The following is a 19725-nucleotide window of genomic DNA, read 5'->3' as shown; positions in this document are numbered from 1 at the left end:
GCTCGGTCACGGACATCGGCATCAATGACCGCGAGTCGGCGCCCACGCGGGCCACCCTAAGATTTCCGGCATGGCCGTTCGACCGATCTGCATCGTGGGAGACCCGGTTCTCCACAACGCCACCGAGCCGATCCCCGTCGGTGACGACGGGTCTCTGCCCGCCGATCTCGCCGATCTCATCACCGATCTCTACGACACCATGGACGCCGCGAACGGAGTGGGGTTGGCCGCCAATCAGATCGGCGTCGCCAAGCGGGTCTTCGTCTATGACTGCGCCGACGCCCGCGGCAAGACACTGCGGCGCCGCGGCGTCGTCGTCAACCCGGTGCTGGAGACCTCCGAGGTCCCCGAGACGATGCCCGACCCCGAGGACGACGACGAGGGCTGCCTGTCGGTGCCCGGCGAGTCCTTCCCGACCGGGCGTGCGTCCTGGGCGCGCGTGACGGGCCTCGACGCCGACGGCACACCGATCACGTTGGAGGGCGAGGACCTGTTCGCCCGCATGCTCCAGCACGAGACGGGGCATTTGGACGGCTTCCTTTATCTGGACCGGCTGGTCGGCCGCAACGCCCGCAGCGCGAAGCGGGCAGTCAAGTCGCACGGCTGGGGCGTCCCCGGTCTGACGTGGCTGCCGGGCAAGGATCCTGATCCGTTCGGTCACTGAGCCGTGCCGCAGCTGCCACCGCTCGGCGCCCGGGTGAGCCTGCGCTACCGCCTCCCGGCGGACGAGGCGCGCCCGTTCACCGATGTGATCGGTCACGTCGAGGGGGTCGAGCCCGCGGTCTCGGTGCGCACCCGCCACGGTGAGCTGGTGACGATCTCCCGTGACGACGTCGTCGCGTTCCGGGTGGTTCCCGAGCAGCCGGTGCGCGCCGGGGCGATCCGCAATCTCGAGCACGCGGCAGCGCTCGCCTGGCCCGGCACCGAGCAGGAGTGGCTGGACGGCTGGTTCCTACGATTCGGCGACGGTGTCACGCGGCGGGCCAATTCGGCTGTGCCACTGCAGTTCACGTCCCACGCCGAGATCGCCGCCGTGGCCGATTGGTATGCCGCACGCGGGCTGCCCGCGCTGATCTCCGCACCGGATCGGCTGTTCCGCATTCCCGATGGGGTGCCCACCGACGCGGAGAACCTGGTCATGACAGCGGATGTCGAGCCGGGCGATCCCGGTCAGGTCAGTGTGTCCGCCGTGCCCGACGACGCCTGGCTGACGCTGTACCAGCGCGACGTGCCAGCAGCGGTACTGACCGCGGTGGTGGACGGCGAGGTCGGGTTCGGTGCATTGGCCGGTGCCGCGGTGGGCCGGGTCGCGGTCACCGAGGCGCCGGACGGCACCCGCTGGGCAGGCGTGTCGGCGGTGCACGTCGTCACCTCGGCCCGCCGCCAGGGCCTGGCCCGCCGGTTGTGTGAAGGGCTGCTCGGGTGGGCCGGCGCGCGCGGCGCGACGCGGGCCTATGTGCAGGTGGTCGCGGACAACGACGGCGCTCGGCGGCTGTACGAACAGATAGGCTTCACGCTGCACCATCGCTCCCGCTATGTGCGTGCCGAGGATCTACTGTGAACGGCATGCGGTTGGCGACGTGGAACGTCAATTCGATTCGCGCCCGGGTCGATCGGGTCACCGATTGGCTGGAGCGCGCGGACGTCGACGTGCTTGCGATGCAGGAGACCAAGTGCTCCGACGAGCAGTTCCCGACAATGCCGTTCGCGGCGCTCGGGTACGAGGTGGTGCACTGCGGGTTCAGCCAGTGGAACGGGGTGGCCATCGCGTCGCGCGTCGGCGTCGACGACGTCACGGTGGGCTTCGACGGTCAGCCTGTGTGGGGCGACGATCCCGGCGCAGCCGCCGAGGCGCGGGCGTTGGGCGCGACGTGCGGCGGGGTGCGGGTGTGGAGCCTCTACGTGCCCAACGGCCGCACCGTCGATGACCCGCACTATCACTACAAGTTGGAATGGCTTGCAGCGCTCCGAAATTCGGCGTCGTCGTGGTTGACGGCCGATCCGTCTGCGCAGATCGCGCTGGTCGGTGACTGGAACATCGCACCGACCGATGACGACGTGTGGAGTGTCGAGGCCTATGAGGGCAGCACGCACGTGACCGGGCCGGAACGCGCCGCGTTCGACGCCGTCGTCGACGCCGGATTCGCCGATGTGGTGCGGTCGTTCACGCCCGGGCCGGGCGTCTTCACCTACTGGGATTACACGCAGCTGCGCTTCCCGAAGAACCGCGGCATGCGGATCGACTTCATCCTCGGCTCGCCGGCTCTGGCGGCCCGCGTGGAGCATGCCGAGATCGCCCGCGACGAACGCAAGACCGGTAAGGACCGGGTCGGATCGCCGAGCGATCACGCCCCCGTTGTGGTGACGCTGGCGTCGTCATGACGCCCACCGAGTCACCCTGGCGCCGACTGTCACTGGGCCGGCTCAAATGGGTGGCAGCGCTGATCGTGATCGGTGCGACGGCGGTGTTCGGCGGTCTGGACACCGCGGACCGGGTGACGACCGTGGCGATGGGGCAGGCCTATAACGACGGCCCCTTGCGCATCACCGTGCGAGCGGCCGCCCTGCCCGCCAGTGTCGCCGGACTGCGCACACTCACCGCGCAGTGCCGGTTCCTCACGGTGGACGCGACGATCGAGAGCGTCGCGGATCGTTCGGTCTCCCTGCCGAACTCGCTCCCCGTCATCGGCACCGACGGCGACTGCGCGGGTCCGCGACCATCTGCCATCACCGGAGTCATCGGAATCACCGGCGTTCCAGCCTATTTCAAGACCGCGGTGCGGCTGCGCGACGGGCAGCCGATGCCGACCGTGGAACCCGGGTTCACCACCGATTACCGCTTCGTGTGGGCGGTGCCCGCCGCCGCGTTGGCCGACGAGCCGCAGATCGGCGTCCGCATGCCGGCGATGTCGTCGTTCATCTCGACGTTCCGGATCGCCGAGGATTTCGGCGGTGACGCCTCGGAGTACGGCGACCTCACGCTCACCCCGCAGGCGTACCGGTGACCCGCCGGCTCATCCCCATCGCTCGGGTAGTGGCCGCGGCAGCGATGCTCGCGGCGGCGACGTGGCTGTGGCTGCAGCTGCCCACCAAGATGCAGTCGTGGGCACCGATCGAGGTGACCGGCGCGGTCGGCGAGCACGTCGAAGGCCGCAACCTGGCGGTGACAGTGCACGACGTGCACCTGGCCCGCGTGGTGGCCTTCACCAACGACGGTGTGCCGGTGCGGATGTCGACCAACGGGGTATGGCTCGTCGTGACGCTCAGTTACGAACCGCTGCTGTCTGCCGAATCGCCGGTGTTCGAGCTGACCGCCGACGGCAGGCGGTTCACATCGCCGCTGAGCGGGTTCTCCCGCAACGCACCCCCGGGTTTGACGCAGCGCAACGTCGTCGCGTTCGAGGTGCCCTCCGTTCCGACGTCGGCAGAGTTGTTGGTGTACAACAAGACCGCCGATCGTTATGGCAATCCGATGCCCGCGCCGCTGGATTCGGCGATCGCGGTGCCGCTGCCGGTGCCCGGTGATGCGCTGCCGCAGCTGGATCTCGACAAGGCGGCGGCGTCGTGAGGCGCTGGCTGAGGTCGAACTGGTGGGCGTTCGCGGTGATCGCGGTGATGGTCGCGGCGATCGCGGGCACGGTGACCTACAAGCAGTGGGTACGCCAACTCGGGTACACCCGGCCGGTGCAGTCGGTGGCCGCCGGGCAGTGGGCTGACGTGTTCGGGATGCGGTGGCGGCTGACGCCGGTGACACTCCCCTCCACCGGCGAGCCTCCGGACGGCGGCCGCCTCGCGAGCTACGTGCTCGATCGCGAAAGAGACGGCCGGCAGGCGGGACTTCCCAACGGTTTTCAGTTCTGCACGGCGTCGATGGTCGAGGGACCACGGCGCTGGACGACGACGGCGACCGACATGTCGGTGTTCCAGTTCGCCTACCGGCAGCACCTCACCACGGTCTGCAGTCAGGACGGCCCGCTGCTGGTGGCGATGTACGTGCCTGACGGTGCCACGATCAGCGCCGTGGAGGTGCTGCTGCAGCCGGGCGAGACACCCGAACCCGGCTCTGACTCCGGCTCTGACTCCGACTCCGAGAACGCCGATGCGCCGGCATTCACCAGCTATGACGAGTCACCGCTGGTGATCCGGTTCCAGACCTGACGTCGCGTGCTGAGCGCGGACCTGATCGACACAGAACCAGTACGTCGCGGCCACCAGGCAGATCCGGATCGGATCGATGGCGGCGTCGATGACCAGCCGGATCGTGTCGTCGAAGGCCTGCCACCAGGCCCACTGGTGCGGGCCGAGCGCGACGGCGACGGCCCGGAACAGGTAGCCGTCGGTGACCGTGGGATCGAAGTAGGCGTTGCCCGGAGCCAGCACGACCAGACCCGTGTAGACCAGCACGAAGAACGCGATGGGTAGCACGCCGCCGTGCAGGATCAACCGGCCGGCGTCGACGATGGGGCCGAACATGCCGAGCTGTCCGCGCACGAACTCGACGACCCGCTCCTGGACCGTCGCGGGCATCCGCTGCCAGCGCGGCTGCAGGGTCTTCTTGCCCCTGTCGATCGCGCGGGCCGCCGCGACGTCGCCGCGGTGGCCCAGGAACGCGCGCCGGCCGCCCTGCCATGTCGGGGTCAGCGGGGTGCCGTACACGGCACCCGCGATCGCCAGCCACGCCAGCGAGAGCGCCACCACCTGGGCCAGCGGGCCCAGCGCGGCGGTCAGGGATTCGTAGAACCTGCCGATCACGCCCAGGTGTGACAGCACCTCTTCGCGAATACCGCTATACCACACGACGACTCGTCGCTGAGCGATCCAATCGGCGGTGCCGAAGAGTGCGGCGAACGAAGCCTGGATGGTCAGGAACAGCCACAGCACCTGGAAGTAGACGGCGAGCAGCATCATCGCCGCCGGTAGCCGGTCGCGGAAGCGGGTGATCAGCTGGCGCAGCAGGAACGCGACGACGATGACGGTGATCAGCGGCGCTCCGGCGGTGTGGTTGACCACCTGGGCCACGCGGTCCTGCGTGCCCTCGTAGACGGTCGTGATGTTGACGGTCGTGAAGTAGACGTAGAAGTCCTCGACGACGAGTTTCCACAGTGTGTAGATGACGAGGAAGGGCAGGACCGCCGTCAGGGTCACGTCGATGACCCCGCGCGGCACTCCGGCGCCGCCGTCGTCGACGTGTTGGAGACCGGGTGTCTCGGACCGGATGACGAGGAACATCCCGAGGTAGGTCAACAAGCGGACGATCGGGACGACGGCCATGATGATGCTGCCCCACAGTTCGCCGTGATCGAGGCCGATCGAGATCGCGAACTGCAACACCCAGTATCGGACGAACCAGCCGGCCAGGTACAGGGCGACCAGCCGAGGCCAGGTGCGCCACCACAGTCCGGCGGTCCGCCGCGCGATGCCGAGCATGGGCGACCCCCTCGGCTGAGCACTTTAACTGGCGCGAGGACGTGTCGGTGGGAGCATCTATACTCGAACATGTGTTCGAAGAATGGTCTGACGGTGATCTGGTCGCCGCGGTCGACGACGCCCATCGGCAGGAGTCGATGCTGATGGCGCGCAAGTTGGCGGCGATCGCCGAGCTGCTGGGCCGGCGGACCGAGCAGGAGCTGGCCGCCGAAGAAGACATGGCAGCGGTGATGAGCGGGTTCAACCGCACCGCCACCGAGGTGTCGGCGGCCCTGAACATGACCGCCGCGGGAGCCCGGGTGCTAGTCGGGCATGCGGAGACCCTGGCCGTGCGACTGCCCGCAGTCGCCGCAGCGTTGGCTGCTGGGCACATCGACTGGCGGGCCACCGAGCTGATCTGCACGCGCACCGAGCTGGTACGTGACGACGTGATCAACGCGGTGGACGCCGCGCTGGCCGAGCAGATCGGCAGCTGGCGGTGCTGGTCACGGGAGAAACTGATCACCACGATCGACGCCGTGGTCACCTCGATGGACGCCGCGGCGGCCAAGGCACGCCGCACCGCGGCCTATGACCAACGGCGTGTCGACGTCCGGCCCGATCTCGACGGGATGGCTCGGGTGCGGGCGAGCCTGAGTCGTGCCGACGGCGCGGTGCTGGATCGGCGTCTGTCGACGATGGCCGCCGGGGTGTGCCCGCGCGATCCGCGCTCATTGACGCAGCGTCGCGCTGACTCACTGAAGGCCCTGGGGCACGGCCGCCTTGAGTTGGCCTGCGCCTGCGGCACACCGGACTGCCCGGTGCGTGACCAACCACCGGCCCCGGTCGCGCCGGTCGTTCTGAATATCGTCGCAGCCGCCGACACCGTCACCGGGCGCAGTGACCAGCCCGGCTATCTCGCCGGGCACGGGGTGATCGACGCCGAACTGGTGCGTGAACTCGCTCGCGATGCCACGCGCCGCCTCATCGCCCTGCCGCAGGTCAGTCTCGAGCAAGCCCATCGATACCGGCCCACCGCCGCGCTCGCCCACTACATCCGCACACGCGACCTGACCTGCCGCTTCCCGGGTTGCACCGTGCCCGCCGCGCGATGCGACATCGACCACACCGAGCCCTTCAACCACGCAGACCCCGCGTCCGGCGGGTTGACAGTGGCCGAGAATCTCGGCTGTTACTGCCGAGAGCATCACCGCCGCAAAACCTTCGACGAGGGCTGGCGCGATCGGCAACTGGCCGATGGGACCATCGTGTGGACCTCACCGACCGGTCACGACTACATCACCACTCCCGGTGGGGCGGCTCTGTTCCCCGATCTCACCGGTCGCCACCGCACACCCGATCCGCAGACCGTGGACACGGCGCGGGACCAGATGTGCGCCACCCGTCACGCCGGCAGGATCACCCACCACCGCAATCGGGCGGCACGGGAGGAGATCCGGGTCCGGTGCTGGCGCAATGAGTTCCGCCGCTTTCGCGAGTTCTTCCACGGCGAGTCCACCATCACCAAGCCGAGCACCAGCCCGTTCGCCCGCTTCGTCAACGATCCCATCGAACCCGAAGAGCTGGCACCGAATTGGCAGCCGCCTCCGCTACAGATGAGCGACCCGCAGGAGCCGCCGCCCTTCTAGGCGCGGTCCTCGGTGCCGTCAGCCGAACAGCGGGAAGGCACGCTTCCGCGCCAACGCGTCCATTCCCTGCTGGATGCTGTCCTGCACCTCGCGGTACTTCTGCTCGATGTAGGCCTGGTCGTCGGCTCGCGCCGGATCGTGGTCGACTTCGATCGCGGGCATCAGCCGGGTCCGGATCTTCGCCGGGAGCGGCAACTGCGGAAGCGCCGCGGGCGCGATGCCCCAGGGCAGGGACACCGCCAGCGGGAACACCTTGAGCCGCAGCAATTTATCCAACCGCAGGGTGCGAGCCAGCCCGTCCCCGCGGATCAGCACCGGCATCGCGTCGGCACCACCGACCGTCGCAATCGGCACGATCGGGACACCGGCCTTGATGGCCATCTTCACGAAACCGGTGCGTCCGGCCAGATTCGCTTCATCACGTTCACTCCACGGCCGCAGCGAATCGACCTCACCGCCGGGCCATAGCGCGACATCACGTCCTTCTGCCAATGCTGTCGCGATGGAGTCCGGGGCGGCCGGAAGCACGCCCATCGCCCGGAAGTACCTGCCGATCAACGGAATCGCCATGAGAGCGTCGTGTGCGGTGCCGTGCAGGGGGCGAGCCTGGCCGAAGCGCCGCCACCACTGCACCCCGACGGTCCAGGCGTCCCAGACGAACGGCGCACCGGAGTGGATGCCGACGAGGAGCACCGGCGCCTCGGGCAGGTTCTCCCACCCGTCGAATTCCATCCGGAACCAATGGTCCACCAGCGTGTTCCAGACGTACTTCTGGCGCTGCATCGTGGTCTCGTCTTGGCCGCTCAGATCCCAGTCGCCAGCGCGCTGGGCCACCCAGCCGGACAATCCGCCACCTTGTTCGGCCCGTTTGGCCGCCATTGCCTCACGAGCACCAGTGGCATTCTCGTGTGCCTGCCGACGGACTTCGCCAGGACGAGTATCTGGAGTAGCGGTCATCTCGCGCGCATACCCGCGGAGTGCGCCGCATCACACCTTGGAGTTGGCTGTGTGCGAACCGCCGTCGTTCTAGGCGAGGTCCTCGGCGTAGCGGCCGGGGTTGAACATCGAGGCGACGGCACCGATCAGCATCATCGCGGCGGCGGCGAGGAACACCACCGTCAGGCCGGAGTGGAACGGCTCGGTGATGAGTTCGGGGAAGAACGTCTTGCCCGTCAGCACGTCGGCGTTGACACCCGGCTGCTGCAGCGCGTGCGACGGCTCGAGGAGCTCCGCGATCGGGTTGTAGCCGAGGAACGCGGCGAACAAGCTGCCCACCGGCGGCAGGTTGGCCACGTCGTGGGCCACCGACGCCGAAACGCCCTGCGCCTGAAGGCCGTTGCTGAGCGCCGACGGAAGGGTGTTGGCCAGCCCGACGATCATCAGCGAGAAGAACACGCCGATCGACAGCGACGAGCCGGCGTTGAAGAACGTCGCGCGCACGCCGGATGCGGCACCGCGCTCGGCCGACGGCACGCTCGACATGATCGCCGCGGTGTTGGGTGCGGTGAAGATGCCACCGCCCAGACCGTTGAGGAACACCAGCACCGCGAACAGCCAGTAGTCGAAGTTCACCGGGATCATCACCAGCGCCACGAACGTCGCGGCCATCAGCAGCATGCCGCCGACCGTGAACGGCCGCGCACCGAAGCGGTCCGACAGCGATCCGGCGAGCGGACCCGCGATCAGGAACCCGGCCGTCATCGGCAGCATGTAGATGCCTGCCCATAGCGGCGTGGATTCGAAGCTGTAGCCGTGCAGCGGCAGCCAGATGCCCTGCAGCCAGATGATCAGCATGAACTGCAGCCCGCCCCGGCCGACCGAGGACATCAGCCCGGCGAGGTTGCCCATGCCGAACGACGCAGAGCGGAACAGCCGGATGTTGACCATCGGCTGCTTCACGCGCAGCTCCACGATGCAGAACACGACGAGCAGCGCGAGCCCGAACGCGATGGCGCCGAGCACTGCGGGGTTGGTCCAGCCGGTCGTGGAATCGCCGTAGGGCTGGATGCCGTAGGTGATGCCGATCAGCAGCACGGTCAGGCCGATGCCGAACGTGAACGTGCCGGCCCAGTCGAGCTTGCCCGGGCTGCGGACGCCGAGCTCCTTGAGCGAGCGCACGCTCCAGATCGTGCCCAGGATGCCGATCGGTACGCCCACCCAGAAGATCGCCTTCCAGTGCCACTCGGACAGGAAGCCACCGATCAGCAGGCCGAGGAAGGAGCCGGCGACGGCCGCGACCATGTTCACGCCCAGCGCCATGCCGCGCTGGTTGGCCGGGAATGCGTCGGTCAGGATCGCCGAGGACGACGACATCAGCATCGCGCCGCCGACGCCCTGCACCACCCGCCACGCGATGAGCCAGATCGCCCCGCCGTCGAGCTGGAACGGGTCGAACGAGAGCGCGATGGCCGCGACGGTGAACACCGCGAAGCCCATGTTGTACATCCGCACGCGGCCGAACATGTCGCCGAGCCGCCCGAACGGCACCACCAGAACGGCGGTGACGACGAGGTAGCCCATCAGCATCCACAGCAGGTAGCTGACGTTGCCGGGGGCCAGCGGGTTCAACCCGATGCCGCGGAAGATCGCCGGCAGCGAGATCAGCACGATCGAGGCGTTGATCGTCGCCAGCAGCACACCCAGCGTGGTGTTGGACAGCACGATCCACTTGTAGAAGGGGTGCTCGTGGTCCATCCGGGTGCGCCGGATGGTGGTCTCGCTCATGCCACCGGTGGGGATCGTCGGGCCCGTCGTCTCAGTCGTCGCCATGGTTGCCGTCTTTTCGCTGTCACGTTTCGTATCGGGGGCGGCGCGACCCTGCGCCGGAAAACACATATGTTAGCTATATAAATCATCAGGGCCAAACCGTATTCCCCGAGCACTGGACTCCTGGGATTCGGCTACGTTGGGATCGCCCACGCGGGAGCGCGCGCCGAGCGCGCTGAGAGGACGGCTGATGCGCCGTCGACCGTACGAACCTGACCGGGTAATGCCGGCGAGGGAGATGCTCATGGACGTGTTGCCACTGATACCACCGGGCCAGACCCCGCTGCGGGTGCTGACGATCGCCGGTTCCGATTCCGGCGGCGGCGCCGGCATCCAGGCCGACATGCGCACGCTGGCGCTGCTCGGCCTGCACAGCCTGGTCGCGATGACGGCGGTGACGGTGCAGAACTCCGTCGGGGTCCAGGGTTTTCACGAGATCCCGCTCGACATCATCGCCGGGCAGATCGACGCGGTGGTCACCGACATCGGCGTCCAGGCCGCCAAGACCGGCATGCTCGCGTCCTCGGAGATCATCGACACCGTCGCCGACACCTGGGTCCGGCTCGGGCTCGACGGCACGGTGCCGCTGGTCGTCGACCCGGTGTGCGCATCGATGCACGGAGATCCGCTGCTGCACCCCAGCGCGCTCGGCTCCATGAAGGAGCGGCTGTTCCCGCTGGCCAGCCTCGTGACACCGAACCTCGACGAGGTCCGCCTGATCACCGGCATCGACGTCGTCGACCCCGACAGCCAGCGGGCAGCGGCTCGGGCGCTGCACGAGCTCGGCCCGCGGTGGGCGCTGGTCAAAGGCGGCCACATGCGCGCGTCGTCACACAGCCCCGACCTGCTCTTCGACGGCGCCGACTTCCACTCCTACGACACCACCCGCATCGACACCCCCCACGACCACGGCGCCGGTGACACCTTGGCCGCAGCGACGGCCGCCGCGCTCGCACACGGTTATCCGATGCCCGAGGCGGTGGCGTTCGCGAAGACGTGGATCACCGAATGTCTGCGCGCCGCCTATCCGCTCGGCCACGGCCACGGTCCGGTGTCGCCCCTGTTCCGGCTCACCGAGAAGTGACGGCATGGATGAGATAGCGGGCATAGTCCACCGGCCGGACGGGACTCCCGTCGGGACCGTCGCGCTCACACACGGCGCGGGCGGCAACCGGGACTCCCCGATGCTCGTCGCCGTCTGCGAGGAGTGGGCCCGCCGCGGTTGGCTCGCGGTCCGCTACAACCTGCCGTATCGGCGTCGCCGCCCGAAAGGCCCGCCGTCTGGAGCGGCCGCCGATCTGGCCGGGATCGTCGAGGCCGTCGCCGCGGTGCGGGCGCTGGCCGACGGCCCGGTACTCGCCGGCGGGCACTCCTACCGCGGCCGGCTCACCTCGATGGCCGTCGCCGACCACGGGCTGGCGCTGGACGTGCTGACCCTGTTCTCGTATCCGCTGCACCCGCCGGGCAAGCCGGAGAAGGCCCGCATCGAACACCTGCCCCGCATCACCGCGCCGACGGTGTTCACCCACGGCAGCGCCGATCCCTTCGGCACGCTCGACGAGCTGCGTCCAGCGGCGGCGCTGATCTCCGCCCCGACTCGGATCGTGGAGGTCACCGGCGGCCGCCACGACCTGAAATCGAAGACGCTGGACGTGCCCGTTCTCGCTGTTGAAGCAGCACTCGGACTGCTCGGCTGAGCTATCGTCACTCCGGTGAGCACTCCGCCCGGGCCGCCACCGCCGCCGCCCCCCTACGGACCGCCGCCGCAGGGCCCGGACGGATACGGGCAGTACCCCCAGTACTCCCAGTACCCCGGGCCGCCACCGCCCCCTCCGATGCCCTACCAGGGATATCCGAGCCCGTACCCGCCGCCGCCGAAGAAGAGCCGGACGAAGTGGTGGCTTCTGGGCGGCCTCGCCGCGGTACTGCTGCTCGTCATCGTCGGCGGTGTGGTCGTGTGGGGTGTGGTCAATTCCGGCAACGTCACCGCCACCGACGTCAAGGTCGGGGATTGCCTGTCGGAGATCCCCACCGGCGACAAGGTGATGCGGGTACAGACCACGGACTGCGCTCAGACGCACGCCGGCGAGGTGTTCGCCGTCCTGAACATGCCCGACGGTGACTTCCCCGGCCAGCCCGCCGTGGAGGCCTACAGCGAGAAGTGCGGCCCCGAGCTGGCCAGCTACTCCCCCGCCTCGATGACCGACAACACCGTGCAGCTGTACGTGCTGTACCCCACCGCCGAGACGTGGGCCAGCGGGGATCGCGCGGTGACCTGTGTGGCGACGCTGAACCCGCCGCGCGCCGGTTCCATCAAGGGCTGATCGGGCGATTGGCGGGACCTCTAGTACCGTCTAGCGCATGACTTCGGTGCAGTACGACGCGGTCATCGTAGGGGCCGGATTCGCCGGGATCGGGGCCGCCATCCAGCTCAAGCGGATGGGCTACGAGAACTTCGTGATCCTCGACAGGGAAGACGACCTGGGCGGCACCTGGTACGTCAACCACTACCCCGGGCTGGCGGTCGACGTGCCGACCACCACCTACTCGTACTTCTTCGAGCCGAACCCGAACTGGTCGCGGCTGTTTTCCACCGGCTCCGAGATCAAGCAGTACGCCGACGACGTCGCCGACAAGTACGACGTCCGCCGCCACATGCGGTTCAACGTCGTGGTCTCGGGAGCCCGGTGGGACGAGGAGGCCGCCTGCTGGCAGGTGTCACTGGGCGACGGCGAGACGCTGTCGGCGCGCTACCTGTTCACTGCGACGGGCTTCCTGTCCCAGCCCCGCCTGCCCGAGATCCCCGGCATCGAGACGTTCGAGGGCCGGGTGTTGCACACCACCGACTGGGACGACTCGTTCCACCCGGCCGGCCAGCGCATCGCCGTCATCGGCACCGGTGCGACCGCGGTGCAGCTGATCCCCGAGCTGGCCAAGACCGCCGCCGACCTGACCGTCTACCAGCGCACGCCGATCTGGGTCGCCCCGAAGCTCGACTTCCGGATCTCCGAGCGCACCAAGCGGATCTTCGCTCGAATCCCGTTGGCGCAGCGCATCGTCCGCGCGATCACCGACACGATCTACGAGATGATGATCAACGTCGGCGTGGTGCACTACCGGGTGCCGCTCAACCGCCGGCTGAACATCTCCGCGATGGACCTGTGCAAGATCAACCAGTTCATCCAGGTCCGCGACAAGGAACTGCGTCGCCGGCTCACTCCCGACTACGACATCGGCTGCAAGCGGCCCACGTTCTCCAACAGCTACTTCCGGACGTTCACCAAGCCACACGTGCACCTGCAGAGCGACGGCATCGACCACGTCACAGCCGACGGGATCGTCAACGCCGACGGCACGAAGACCGACATCGACACTCTCGTGCTGGCCACCGGGTTCGACCTGTGGGAAGCCAACTTCCCCGCCATCGAGGTGATCGGCCGCGACGGCCGCAACCTCGGAAAGTGGTGGCGGGAGAACAGGTTCCAGGCCTACCAGGGTGTGTCGATGCCCTACTTCCCGAACTACCTGTCGCTGGCGAGCCCATATGCGTTCCTCGGATTGAACTTCTTCAACACGATGGAATACCAGATGCGGCTGATGGACCGGCTGTTCGGTGAGGTCAAGCGCCGCCGCGCCACGACGTTCGAGGTGACCGAGGCCGCCAACGCCGAGTATCTGGACCGGATGACCGAGCTGCTCGGCGACTCCCTGTGGAAGCTGGGCAACTGCGCGAGCTCGCGCTCCTACTACTTCAACCCGCACGGCGAACCGAGCCTGCTGCGGCCGATGTCGACGAGCACCGCGATCCGGGAAGCGTCGGAATTCCCCTTGAGCGACTACCAGATCAGTTAGGACTACTGTGCCGCAACAGAATTCACGGGCCGCCAAGACCGCAGGCCTCGCGTTGGCCGCGACCGGCCTGTCGCACTTCGTCGCCCCACAGATCTACGAGGGCATGACCAAGGCCGCGTTCCCGACCAACACCCGCAGCCACGTGTATGTCGACGGCGGTGTCGAGACTGCGCTCGGGCTGGGCATCGCCGCGCCCAAGACACGCAAGCTCGCCCTGGTCGGGGTGCTGGCCTACCTGCTGTACCTCGGCGGGAATGTCATCCGCCAGAAGTAACGTCGGAGTGTGAGCACGCCGGGGTTGCAGCGCCGTCTCGGCACGGTCGACACCGTCGTACTCGGTCTCGGCGCCATGATCGGCGCCGGTATCTTCGTCGCGCTCGCGCCCGCCGCGGCCGTGGCGGGCACCGGGCTACTGATCGGCCTGGCGATCGCGGCGGTGGTCGCCTGCTGCAACGCGCTGTCGTCGGCGTGGCTGGCCGCACGGTACCCGCAATCCGGCGGCACCTATGTGTACGGCCGCGAACGCCTCGGCCCGTTCTGGGGACACACGGCCGGCTGGAGTTTCGTCGTCGGCAAGACGGCGTCGTGTGCGGCGATGGCGCTGACGGTCGGGCACTACGCCTGGCCGGCGCACGCGACGGCAGTCGCCGTGGCGTCGGTGGTGGCGCTGACGGCGATCGGCTATGCGGGCGTGCAGAAGTCGGCGCTGCTGACCCGCATCATCGTCGGCGTGGTGCTCGCCGTGCTGGTGCTCGTGGTGGCGCTGATCGTCAGCGGCGGCGATCCCCAGGGCGGCCGCCTGGTCGGTGACGACCCGTCGCCGTACGGCGTCCTGCAGGCCGCCGGGCTGCTGTTCTTCGCATTCGCCGGATACGCACGGATCGCGACGCTGGGCGAGGAGGTCCGTGACCCGGCCCGCACCATTCCGCGGGCGGTGACCATCGCGCTCGGCATCACGCTGGTCGTCTACGCGGTCGTGGCCGTCGCGGTGCTCGCCGAACTCGGCAGCGCGCGACTGGCCGCCGCCGATGCGCCGCTGTCCGAGGCGGTCAGGTCCGCCGGTTTCAGCAGCCTGACCCCGATTGTCAGCGTCGCCGCGGCGATCGGTGCGCTGGGTGCGCTGCTGGCGCTGCTGCTCGGCGTGTCGCGAACCTCGCTGGCGATGGCCCGCGACCACTACCTTCCGCACGCGTTGGCCGCGGTGCATCCGCGCCACCGCACGCCGCACCGCGCCGAACTGGCGGTCGGCGCAGTCGTCGCGGTCGTCACCGCGCTGGTCGACGTGCGCGGGGCGATCGGCTTCTCGTCGTTCGGCGTGCTGCTGTACTACGCGATCGCGAACGCCTCGGCGTTCACGCTGGGCCGCCGCATGGTGCCCGCAGTCGGCCTGATCGGCTGTCTCACGCTGGCTTTCACGTTGCCGCTGAGTTCGGTGGTCGCCGGCGCCGTGGTGGTGGCCGTGGGGATGGCGACCTACGCGGTGCAGTCGCGGTCTGCGCGCTAGGAAGCTGATCGCCCGCCGTTATGTGAACACCCGGCCCGCGAGCCCGGCAGGGAGCGATCGCGCCTCTGTGTGAGGATGACGACAACCGAGTGTCGGATGACGTCGAGGAGATCACGTGCCAGGAACCGTTCTAGTGACCGGCGGGTTCGGCCTGGTCGGTCGTGTGACCGTCGCGCGGCTCACCGCGATCGGGCATCCCGTGATCGTCGCGGACCTCGACACCCCAGCCAATAGAGCACTCGCGGCCACGTTACCCAGCACTGTTCGAGTGGCATGGGTCGATCTCACCGATCGAGAACAGGCGACTCGAGCGATCACCGACGCCGCGCCGGCAGTCATCATTCACCTCGCAGCCGTCATCCCCCCGGGCATCTATCGCAACCGGACGCTGGCACGCCGAGTCAACGTCGAGGCGACGCGCACCGTGGTCGATGTCGCGCAATCCCAGCCGAAGCCACCGAGATTCGTTCAAGCGTCCAGCAACGCCGTCTACGGTTCGCGCAATCCCCATCGTGCGACCGGACCAGTCACCGCCGATATGCCGATGCGCCCGTCGGATCTCTACAGCGCCCACAAGGCCGAAGCGGAATCGATCGTGCGCAGCTCAGACCTGGAGTGGGTGGTGTTGCGCCTCGGCGGCGTCCTGAGTGCGGACCCGAAGGCCATTCCTTTCAGCACCGATGCCCTGTACTTCGAAAGCTGCCTGCCCGCGGATGGCCGGATCCACACCGTCGATGTCCGCGACGTGGCGTTCGCGTTCGCGGCGGCCGCCACCGCTGACGTCGTCGGTGAAACACTTCTGATCGCGGGTGACGATTCCCACCGCCGAGTGCAGGCGGAGGTCGGGGCCGAGCTCGCCGCGACTCGCGGGCTCGTCGGAGGATTGCCGACGGGGCGCCCGGGAAATCCGGACAGCGACGACGACTGGTTCGTCACCGACTGGATGGACACCGCTCGCGCGCAACAGGCTTTGGGCTTTCAACACCACACGTGGTCGGACATGCTCACCGACGCGCGTCGAAACGCAGGCCTCAGTCGTCACCTCCTGCGCCCCGCAGTCCCGATCGTTCGCGCGCTGCTGGCTCGCCGATCTGCCTACCGCGGACAGCCGGGCACCTACGCTGATCCCTGGGGCGCCATCGGCCGTAGAATCGGAGATCCGTCCCCCGACACCCCCAGCACCTAGCCCCTGGATACTTCGATGGCGACGCTGACGGTCCCTGCAGGGGTCATCTCGGCTGCACAGCAGACTGCTCAGATGGTGACCGGCCTGGCCGGTATCGATGTCGACGTCGAGGAACTCCTCGCCGGTCGCGCGACGCTCCTCGGCGTGGCCCCTTCGAACACTGTGTCGGCGGGGCGCGCGACGCATCTGATGAGTTCTGCCGACGAATGGTGTGCGCTGTCGTTGGCGCGCGCCGAGGATGTCGAAGCGGTGCCCGCGTTGGTCGAAGAGGACGCCGTGGGCGCGGACCCATGGGGCGCAGTACGAGATCGATTGCGAGTCATCGGTACACGGGCTTTCGCCGAACGCGCACGCCTGCTGGGCCTGCCGGTGGGCATGTTGGGGGAGACCGCGCCGGCCGCGCCGAACGTTCGTCGCGCCGGACGACGTGCGTCGCCGCGCCCGCTGTCCGACCTGCTGGTCGCTGACTTGTCCTCGATGTGGGCAGGACCGCTGTGCGGCCGACTACTCGCACGCGCGGGAGCCACAGTGGTGAAGGTGGAGAGCCGGCGTCGACCGGACGGCACGCGAGCCGGATCTGCGCAGTTCTTCGATTGGGTGAACTGCGGCAAACTCTCGTATCTCGCCGATTTCGATCATCACGAGCGCCTCGTCGATCTGCTCAGTGCGGCCGATGTCGTCCTGGAATCATCCCGTCCGGCGGCACTGTCCCGGCGGGGTCTGGGTCCAGACGACGTACCCTCGCGCGACGGTCGGGTGTGGCTGCAGATCACGGGCCACGGGGGCACAGGTGAGCAGGCCGACTGGGTGGCGTTCGGCGACGACGCAGCAGTTTCGGGTGGCCTGGTCGGCGGCACCGCACAAGCGCCCACGTTCTGCGGCGACGCCATTGCCGATCCGTTGACAGGTTTGGAAGCCCTACGCGCGGTCCTCGAGGCGCTGAAGCGCGGGGGCGGCGAGGTGATCACCATGGCGATGAGTGCCGTGGCCGCACAGTACGCACAGGTGGCGGGAGAACGCGCAATCGCCTGCACAGCAATGCTTTCGGTGACCGAGGCGGCTCCCCTGGCGGGCGCGGACAATGCGCTCGTCGACCGCATCGTGACCGAGCGCTTGGCGGCGACGTGCTGATTCGCCGGGCCGCACTGCTCGACGGCACCATCGTCGACATCCGTCTGGGGACCCTGATAGACGAGGTGTCACCCTCATTGCACTCCCTGCGGGGCGAAGTGGTCGTCGATGCCGACGGCGCCACGGTGCTTCCAGGTCTGCATGATCATCACCTTCACCTGCGGTCAGCAGCGGCAGCATTGGTATCAGTGCGGTTGAGTCCTGATGTGGTGCAGGGTCTTCCACAGCTGGCACGCGTGTTGCGAACGTCGGCGGCCGGCACAGATGGATGGATTCGCGCGGTCGACTACCACGAATCCGTCGCCGGCCCCCTGGACCGCGACCTGCTCGACCGAATGTGCCCGGCGGTCCCCCTGAGGATTCAGGATCGGAGCGGGGTCCTGTGGACGCTCAACTCGGCCGGCCTCGCACGCATCGGGGCTCACGATCACCCCGACGGCAGACTCCGCAGCGCCGACATCCAGTGGTCGCGAGAACTGCCACGCCTCGACGTCGGATTGGGAGACCTCAGCGCCACACTCAGCTCGTATGGCGTCACGGGGGTCACCGATGCAACCCCGGGGCTCGAACCTGCCGAGGTGGCAGAGCTTCACGAGGCCCACCGACGTGGTGAGCTCGCGCAGAGGGTGCACTGCCTTGCCCCGGGCAAGCGCATTCTGCACGACGACGACCTCGACCTCGAGGCCCTCACACAATGGATCATCAAGCGCCACAACGTTGATCATCCCGTCGCGCTGCACTGCGTCACCGCGGCCCAACTGGTTGTCGCGCTCGCCGCACTCGCATCTGCGGGCCCTCACCCGCAAGATCGCATCGAGCACGCGGCCGTCGTCCCGGATGCCACCATCCCCGATCTCGTCGCTGCCGGGGCCACCGTCGTGACACAGCCCAACTTCGTCGCCGAGCGCGGAGATCACTACCTTCGCGACATCCCAGCGGCTGAGCACCACGAGCTCTGGCGAGTGGCCTCCCTGCGCAGCGCGGGTGTTCCGGTCGCCCTGTCGACCGATGCCCCGTTCGGTCACTCCGATCCCTGGGCCACGATGCGGGCCGCGGTCGATAGGAAGACGCCCTCCGGTGCCGTCCTGGCAGCCGATGAAAGGGTCGATCCGACAACGGCTTTGACGATGTTCCTGGGCGAACCGACCCGGCCGGCGGTGCAACGTCGAGTCGAGCGGGGATCCCCTGGGGACCTGTGTGTGCTGTCGGCCCCACCGCGGCAGGTCATCTGCGAGCTGGATGCTCAGATGGTCACCGCGACGGTCGTCTCGGGTCGTCTCGTGTTCCACCGATAGCGTCGCGTGCCCGCGTGTTGTGGTCGATGTCATCGACCAAGCCCCACTGCAGCGCGGTTCCGGCGTCGAGAGTGCACCCGGACAGCACGAGATACGCGGTGCGCCAACGGCCGATGCGCCGGGTGACGCTCACGGTACCGCCGGCGCCCGGGAGTAAACCCAGTTCCAGTTCTGGAAGGCCGAGTACCGCGTCAGGATGACACACGAGACGTCCGCAGAACGCCGCCATCTCCAAGCCACTGCCCATGACATGTCCGTGCACCTCAGCACGGCAGCCCGTACCCAGTCTGGCGGTGAGCTCTGCCAGTGCCAGGGCTGGGCTGTAACGGGTTCGGGCGAAATGCGCGGTCACCGGATCGGAGAACTGACCGAACTCGGCCAGATCACCGCCACTGCAGAAGGACGGGCCGTTCCCTGCCAGCACCACCTCACGGACAGAGGTATCGAGCACGGCTACATCGAGAGCTTCGAGGAGGCCGGCCCTGGCTCCGTTCGAGAACGCGTTGTGTCGCGTGGGGCGGTTGAACGTGATCGTGATCCGATCGTCCTCCCGGTACGAGATGACTGGTTGAGCGGTGTCGACCGCCGTGGCCGGGCCGCGCTCAGCCAGCCACCGGCTGAACTCCTGGCCCGCCTGCAGAGTGGAGTACGCCAGGGACTCGGTGATCAGGCCGCTGAACACGGATCCCGCCGGATCGAGAGCCCGAACGACGTCGTCGCACATTGCGGCGGCCTGCGGCCAGCGGGCGACCCGGGCAGCGAGGTCGGCCACAGTCGCGTCGACATCTGCCACCGTCACCACCCGGCGGTCCTCGGTGGACCGCTCGGTCAGCGAGAATGTCGCATCCTGCGGAGTCTCGGCGTCGACAAGCGCGCCGTCGACGATCCGGACATGCCTCATCCACACTCCCCCGACAGCCCAACAACGCCATAGTA

At 68.3% G+C, this 19725-nt stretch carries 20 protein-coding genes; 16 read left to right on the top strand and 4 right to left on the bottom strand.

The features are described from left to right. Positions 1-70 precede the first annotated feature (70 nt). The 6 genes from ACZY1G_RS03265 to ACZY1G_RS03240 are packed head-to-tail and all read left to right on the top strand — an operon-like array spanning position 71 to position 4158. Positions 71-664, top strand: a complete 594-nt coding sequence (locus tag ACZY1G_RS03265) for a peptide deformylase (protein ID WP_335329509.1) — start codon at positions 71-73, stop codon at positions 662-664. A gap of 3 nt (positions 665-667) precedes the next feature. Then, positions 668-1561: an N-acetylglutamate synthase, CG3035 family gene (locus ACZY1G_RS03260; protein ID WP_463821585.1), complete on the top strand. Its 894-nt coding sequence runs from the start codon at positions 668-670 to the stop codon at positions 1559-1561. 5 nt (positions 1562-1566) lie between these two features. Further along, positions 1567-2382, top strand: a complete 816-nt coding sequence (locus ACZY1G_RS03255; RefSeq protein WP_463813595.1) for an exodeoxyribonuclease III — start codon at positions 1567-1569, stop codon at positions 2380-2382. Then, positions 2379-3005 (top strand): hypothetical protein, encoded by a 627-nt coding sequence (locus tag ACZY1G_RS03250; RefSeq protein WP_463821584.1) that lies wholly within the window; start codon positions 2379-2381, stop codon positions 3003-3005. Before ACZY1G_RS03255 ends, ACZY1G_RS03250 begins: the two co-directional genes overlap by 4 nt. Beyond that, a complete protein-coding gene (locus ACZY1G_RS03245) occupies positions 3002-3568 on the top strand; it encodes a DUF4352 domain-containing protein (protein WP_463813593.1) in 567 nt (188 codons plus the stop codon). The genes ACZY1G_RS03250 and ACZY1G_RS03245 overlap by 4 nt, the downstream gene beginning before the upstream one ends. Continuing rightward, a complete protein-coding gene (locus ACZY1G_RS03240) occupies positions 3565-4158 on the top strand; it encodes a hypothetical protein (protein WP_463813592.1) in 594 nt (197 codons plus the stop codon). Before ACZY1G_RS03245 ends, ACZY1G_RS03240 begins: the two co-directional genes overlap by 4 nt. Here ACZY1G_RS03240 and ACZY1G_RS03235 read toward each other — a convergent pair. Continuing rightward, positions 4129-5427, bottom strand: coding sequence for a hypothetical protein (locus ACZY1G_RS03235; protein ID WP_463821583.1), 1299 nt, complete (start codon positions 5425-5427; stop codon positions 4129-4131). The two genes, ACZY1G_RS03240 and ACZY1G_RS03235, sit on opposite strands and share 30 nt — an antisense overlap. Positions 5428-5498: 71 nt before the next feature. On the opposite strand from ACZY1G_RS03235, the gene ACZY1G_RS03230 reads away from it, so the two are divergent. Next, positions 5499-7055 carry an HNH endonuclease signature motif containing protein gene (locus tag ACZY1G_RS03230; RefSeq protein ID WP_463821582.1) on the top strand — a complete coding sequence of 519 codons (1557 nt, stop codon included), beginning with the start codon at positions 5499-5501 and terminating at the stop codon, positions 7053-7055. Between the two features lie 18 nt (positions 7056-7073). On the opposite strand, the gene ACZY1G_RS03225 is transcribed toward ACZY1G_RS03230, so the two are convergent. Both ACZY1G_RS03225 and ACZY1G_RS03220 read right to left on the bottom strand, forming a co-directional pair. After that, positions 7074-8012: a lysophospholipid acyltransferase family protein gene (locus ACZY1G_RS03225; protein WP_463821581.1), complete on the bottom strand. Its 939-nt coding sequence runs from the start codon at positions 8010-8012 to the stop codon at positions 7074-7076. Positions 8013-8081: 69 nt separating this feature from the next. After that, a complete protein-coding gene (locus ACZY1G_RS03220; RefSeq protein ID WP_463821580.1) occupies positions 8082-9824 on the bottom strand; it encodes an MFS transporter in 1743 nt (580 codons plus the stop codon). Positions 9825-10065: 241 nt separating this feature from the next. Between ACZY1G_RS03220 and thiD the strand changes: the two genes are divergently transcribed. The 9 genes from thiD to ACZY1G_RS03175 all read left to right on the top strand — a co-directional run bounded on the left by thiD (position 10066) and on the right by ACZY1G_RS03175 (position 18789). After that, positions 10066-10905, top strand: a complete 840-nt coding sequence (thiD, locus tag ACZY1G_RS03215) for a bifunctional hydroxymethylpyrimidine kinase/phosphomethylpyrimidine kinase (protein WP_463821579.1) — start codon at positions 10066-10068, stop codon at positions 10903-10905. Between the two features lie 4 nt (positions 10906-10909). Next, positions 10910-11518, top strand: coding sequence for an alpha/beta hydrolase family protein (locus ACZY1G_RS03210; protein WP_463821578.1), 609 nt, complete (start codon positions 10910-10912; stop codon positions 11516-11518). Positions 11519-11533: 15 nt separating this feature from the next. Next, the gene (locus tag ACZY1G_RS03205) at positions 11534-12145 is read left to right on the top strand and encodes a septum formation family protein (RefSeq protein ID WP_463813585.1); all 612 of its coding nucleotides are present in this window, start codon (positions 11534-11536) and stop codon (positions 12143-12145) included. Positions 12146-12182: 37 nt separating this feature from the next. After that, a complete protein-coding gene (locus ACZY1G_RS03200) occupies positions 12183-13673 on the top strand; it encodes a flavin-containing monooxygenase (protein WP_463821577.1) in 1491 nt (496 codons plus the stop codon). Between the two features lie 7 nt (positions 13674-13680). After that, the gene (locus tag ACZY1G_RS03195; protein WP_463813583.1) at positions 13681-13947 is read left to right on the top strand and encodes a hypothetical protein; all 267 of its coding nucleotides are present in this window, start codon (positions 13681-13683) and stop codon (positions 13945-13947) included. Positions 13948-14022: 75 nt separating this feature from the next. After that, on the top strand, positions 14023-15177 hold the full coding sequence (locus tag ACZY1G_RS03190; RefSeq protein WP_463821783.1) for an APC family permease: 1155 nt from the start codon (positions 14023-14025) through the stop codon (positions 15175-15177). Positions 15178-15292: 115 nt separating this feature from the next. Beyond that, the gene (locus ACZY1G_RS03185; protein ID WP_463821576.1) at positions 15293-16363 is read left to right on the top strand and encodes an NAD-dependent epimerase/dehydratase family protein; all 1071 of its coding nucleotides are present in this window, start codon (positions 15293-15295) and stop codon (positions 16361-16363) included. A gap of 72 nt (positions 16364-16435) precedes the next feature. Further along, positions 16436-17494, top strand: coding sequence for a CoA transferase (locus ACZY1G_RS03180; protein ID WP_463821575.1), 1059 nt, complete (start codon positions 16436-16438; stop codon positions 17492-17494). Next, positions 17488-18789, top strand: a complete 1302-nt coding sequence (locus tag ACZY1G_RS03175; protein WP_463821574.1) for an amidohydrolase family protein — start codon at positions 17488-17490, stop codon at positions 18787-18789. Before ACZY1G_RS03180 ends, ACZY1G_RS03175 begins: the two co-directional genes overlap by 7 nt. On the opposite strand, the gene ACZY1G_RS03170 is transcribed toward ACZY1G_RS03175, so the two are convergent. After that, positions 18746-19690 (bottom strand): enoyl-CoA hydratase/isomerase family protein, encoded by a 945-nt coding sequence (locus ACZY1G_RS03170; RefSeq protein WP_463821573.1) that lies wholly within the window; start codon positions 19688-19690, stop codon positions 18746-18748. The two genes, ACZY1G_RS03175 and ACZY1G_RS03170, sit on opposite strands and share 44 nt — an antisense overlap. Between the last annotated feature and the right edge of the window lie 35 nt (positions 19691-19725).

Source organism: Mycobacterium sp. IDUB_5 (genome assembly GCF_055419565.1).
The sequence above is the reverse complement of the archived record's forward strand: the minus strand, read 5'-3'. Positions and strand labels throughout refer to the sequence as shown.

Bases quoted from the DNA above. Each gene is read 5' to 3' on its own strand.
- ACZY1G_RS03265 (WP_335329509.1), top strand. From the start codon at position 71: ATGGCCGTTCGACCGATCTGCATCGTGGGAGACCCGGTTCTCCACAAC.
- ACZY1G_RS03255 (WP_463813595.1), top strand. From the start codon at position 1,567: ATGCGGTTGGCGACGTGGAACGTCAATTCGATTCGCGCCCGGGTCGAT.
- ACZY1G_RS03250 (WP_463821584.1), top strand. From the start codon at position 2,379: ATGACGCCCACCGAGTCACCCTGGCGCCGACTGTCACTGGGCCGGCTC.
- ACZY1G_RS03235 (WP_463821583.1), bottom strand. From the start codon at position 5,427: ATGCTCGGCATCGCGCGGCGGACCGCCGGACTGTGGTGGCGCACCTGG.
- ACZY1G_RS03225 (WP_463821581.1), bottom strand. From the start codon at position 8,012: ATGACCGCTACTCCAGATACTCGTCCTGGCGAAGTCCGTCGGCAGGCA.
- ACZY1G_RS03220 (WP_463821580.1), bottom strand. From the start codon at position 9,824: ATGGCGACGACTGAGACGACGGGCCCGACGATCCCCACCGGTGGCATG.
- thiD (WP_463821579.1), top strand. From the start codon at position 10,066: ATGGACGTGTTGCCACTGATACCACCGGGCCAGACCCCGCTGCGGGTG.
- ACZY1G_RS03210 (WP_463821578.1), top strand. From the start codon at position 10,910: ATGGATGAGATAGCGGGCATAGTCCACCGGCCGGACGGGACTCCCGTC.
- ACZY1G_RS03200 (WP_463821577.1), top strand. From the start codon at position 12,183: ATGACTTCGGTGCAGTACGACGCGGTCATCGTAGGGGCCGGATTCGCC.
- ACZY1G_RS03190 (WP_463821783.1), top strand. From the start codon at position 14,023: ATGATCGGCGCCGGTATCTTCGTCGCGCTCGCGCCCGCCGCGGCCGTG.
- ACZY1G_RS03180 (WP_463821575.1), top strand. From the start codon at position 16,436: ATGGTGACCGGCCTGGCCGGTATCGATGTCGACGTCGAGGAACTCCTC.
- ACZY1G_RS03170 (WP_463821573.1), bottom strand. From the start codon at position 19,690: ATGAGGCATGTCCGGATCGTCGACGGCGCGCTTGTCGACGCCGAGACT.